This window comes from bacterium (assembly GCA_040757115.1).
In the GTDB taxonomy this organism is placed as follows: domain Bacteria; phylum UBA9089; class CG2-30-40-21; order CG2-30-40-21; family SBAY01; genus JBFLXS01.
Genome location: JBFLYA010000192.1, coordinates 3,135 through 7,155, shown reverse-complemented (window position 1 = coordinate 7,155; position 4,021 = coordinate 3,135). Strand labels below are relative to the sequence as shown.

Sequence of the window (4,021 nt, the reverse complement as noted above, 5' to 3'; positions counted from 1 at the left end):
GGGATAAGGAGATAAGAGTGATATGGAGATAAGATAATAGAAATAGATTGAAATTTATAGAAATAGGTAGAAATTGATTGTGGAAAACAACAAATTTCCATAAATTTCCTATTAGTTTCTACTAATTCCAATTTTTTAATAATATCTCCCTATCTCCTTAATCTCCACATCTCCTTTTGTTACACCACCTGAACGCTTACAAAAAAATGGTAACTATTCAGCCACAGAGGGACACAGATGAAACACTGAAAATTCGTAATCCGTGTCGGTAATTAGGCTGAAGGCTGAAGGGTTTTTCGCCTTCTGACTTTTATCTTCTATCCTTCTTGATTCTCTGCCAGTGGAGGAAATTTCCACCCCCTAACCCCCGCCAGCGGGGGACAACCCGCCTCTGTCCTCTGCCTTCTGCCCTCTGTCCTCTGCCCTCTGCCTTCTGCCCTCTGCCCTCTGCCCTCTGTCCTCTGTCCTCTGTATTTATCCCTGCTAATCCGTGTTAATCAGTGGCTAAATAGTTACTATGAAACTAAATAGAAATTTTCTCTCGGCGTAACTATTCAGCACGAAGGGTACGGAGAGCACGAAGTGAAATTTGATGAATTATCGAATAGAGTCATTGGATGCGCTATAGCGGTGCATCGAACTCTTGGGCCAGGTTTGCTTGACACCGTGAAGAGTGATAATTCACAATTCACAATTGACAATTCACCATTCACCATTATTAAGGAAATTTAGGGAAGAAATTGTGAATGGTGAATTGTGAATGGTGAATAGTTACCTCTCGGCAAGACGCAAAGGTCGCCAGGGGACTTTTCTTAGCGTCCTTTGCGAGAAATCTCAAAAATTCCCTTGACTTTTATCCAATTTTTTGTTATTCTTCCTTTGACAAATGTTACTTTTTCCGCCTTACCTGGAATTATGAAATATTTATCTTTTCTTATCTTATCAATCTTTTTATTTCTGTCTGAAACAGATGCAGGAACATATAGTTTAGCGGTGTCTCAATCTACTGACCTTAATTCAATGAGAAATGTCATCAAACTCATTGAATCACAAGGCGGCAGGATAGTTCATATCTTTCCACCCCATATCTTGATTGGGGATATTCCAACAAATATAAAAGATGTGAATATCTATAATGGAATAATTCCACTTTCAGCAGTAGAAAATTTAGGGGAAACCGCTATTTTTGCTGTTAAGGTCTGGAATTTAAGATTTGAACCACCGCCGATAATCTTGCCTCTTAAACTACCAGAACCAGAACCAATTAGAGATGATTGCCTTATCTGGGAACCAGAAGAAAGCCCTATAACTAAAGCCCCTCCTTATGGTGCCTCATTTTCTGACACTTCTGCGTATATGATTGGCAAGATTGCCGTTGGCATAATCTTACCAGAAAGTAATGGCGGGACGGAAAATTGGGAGATATCAGAAGAGACTAAAGTCGTGAATGAGATAATGTCTGCCTGTGATTGGTGGGTAAATAAAGAACCTGATGCCTACTTGAGTTTTACTTACGAACTGCATAAAAAAGTCCCTACGAGCTACGAACCTATTAACTTAACTCAAAAAGATGAAGATCTATGGATTACACAGACAATTGATACCGTTCATCCTAATTCTTATACAAAGTATTTAACGAAGGTTAGGGATTATAATAATCATCTAAGAGAGATATATCAGACGAACTGGGCATTCACTATCTATGTCGTTGATTCCAGTAATGATGACGATGGTATGTTTGCCGATAAAAAGTATTTTGCCTATGCCTATCTTGGAGGTCCTTTAGTGGTAATGACTTATAAAAATGATAATTATGGAATAGAAAATATGGATGCCGTCACTGCCCATGAGATAGGGCATATATTTTACGCCTTAGATGAATATAGTAGCTCCGGGTCTTCAGCAGATGACCACAGTGGCTATCTAAATATAATCAATGGTAACTTTGAAGTTAATGGCATAATAGATGACGATTGTATCATGCGAGGACAGATATTTCCATATTCAATTGGGGCAGTATGTACCTATACCCGCCAACAAATAGGCTGGCGAGATACGGATAATGATGATATTCTGGATATTGTCGATACCTTTCCAATAACTCAACTCCAATCTTATGTCCCAGACCCAACTACGGATAATACACCGACTTACAATGGGACGGTAAAAGTCAATCCTTATCCGAATAATAATCCTTATGGGACTGGAAGTGACATTACAATAAATCTAATCACTGATGTTCAATACAGGATAAATGGTGGAAGCTGGATAGATTGTCAATCCTCAGATGGAAATTTTGATGAGGCAGAGGAAGGATTCTATTTTACTCCAGCCGCACTTGTAGATGGAACTTATTTATTTGAAGTTCGCTCTTCAAATTCTTGTGCAACACAAACTCAAGTAAATACGCAACCTCCCCCTTATTCAAACGACCAATTAAGCATAATTAGTCCCGGTGGCGTAGTTGTTTTAGCCCCTGCGGGAAAAGAAACTATTCCAGACTCTACTTTAAGTTATGACTTTAATATATCTAATAATGAACTCGTTGCCGATACTTTTAACCTTTTGGCTTCATCTTCTAACTCCTGGACGACACAAATTTTTGATATAGCCAATAACCTCATTAGTTCGATATTTCTAAATGCCGGTGCTTCTGCGACCATAAAGGTGCAGATTACCATACCTCCTACGGCAAAAATAGGTACTCTGGATGCACTTACCTTAACCGCAATATCACAAACTAATCCAAATATAGTTGGTAGTTCTACGACTATAACAACTATAATCTCTCCTGTCTTAGATTACATTAAAATTAATCCTGCTACTGTTACTTTAGAGGTTACTAAAATAAAAGAATTCACCGCTTGTGGTTATGACCAACATCATAACCCCATTCATGGCTTAACTTTTAATTGGGCGATAGATAATATTGGTCATATTAGCTCTCAAATAGGCTCTGTAACTTTATTTACGGCAGGAATAACTCCAGGGATGGGCACTATCTCTGCCTGGATTGGAACATTAACCGCAACAGCAATAATCAAGGTAATTCCTGGTCCGGTAGATTATATTCAGATAACTCCAGGTTTTGCTACCATAAGAGTAACTGAAAGTCTGATGTTTTATGCACAAGGCTATGATAAGTATCATAACCTGATCCCAGAACTAACTTATAATTGGTCTGTTATTGGGGGGAGTATCTTGCCTGCTATTGGCTCATCAACCCTATTTACCGCTGGAATAATTGTTTGCGAGGGAATGATAATGGCGACATCCAGTGGTAAGAGTGCCTTTGCCTCTATTACCATTACCCCGGGTGAACTACATCACATTAATATCTTTCCTCAAACTCAAACTGTAAGTATTTTAAATAGTTGTTCCTTTTTGGCTAAAGGATATGATATGTTTAATAATTATCTCACGGAGATTTCGAGTTACAAATGGCAGGTGGAACAATTCATAGGGAGTTTAACCCCACAAATAGGCTCGATGACGCTTTTTACTGCTGGCACAAAGGCATTAATCGGAACAGTATCCGTAACCTCCGGGACTATTACTGGGATGGCGACAATTACTATTATCCCAGGTGCGGTAGATTATATTCAGATAACTCCAGGTTTTGCTACCCTGAGAGTAACTGAAAGTCTGATGTTTTATGCACAAGGCTATGATAAGTATCATAACCTGATTCCAGAACTAAGTTATAATTGGTCTGTTATTGGGGGGAGTATCTTGCCTGCTATTGGCTCATCAACCCTATTTACCGCTGGAATAGTTGTTTGCGAGGGAATGATAATGGCGACATCCAGTGGTAAGAGTGCCTTTGCCTCTATTACCATTACCCCGGGTGAACTACATCATATTAATATCTTTCCTCAAACTCAAACTGTAAGTATTTTAAATAGCTGTTCCTTTTTGGCTAAAGGATATGATATGTTTGATAATTATCTCACGGAGATTTCGAGTTACAAATGGCAGGTGGAACAATTCATAGGGAGTTTAACCCCACAAATAGGCTCGA

The 4,021-nt window shown here is 38.8% G+C and carries 1 protein-coding gene; it reads left to right on the top strand.

What is annotated here, in order from left to right; all coding sequences use genetic code 11:
* Window positions 1–915: 915 nt before the first annotated feature.
* The coding region (locus AB1422_14425; GenBank protein MEW6620508.1) for a hypothetical protein at window positions 916–4,021 on the top strand (3,106 nt) is incomplete at its 3' end.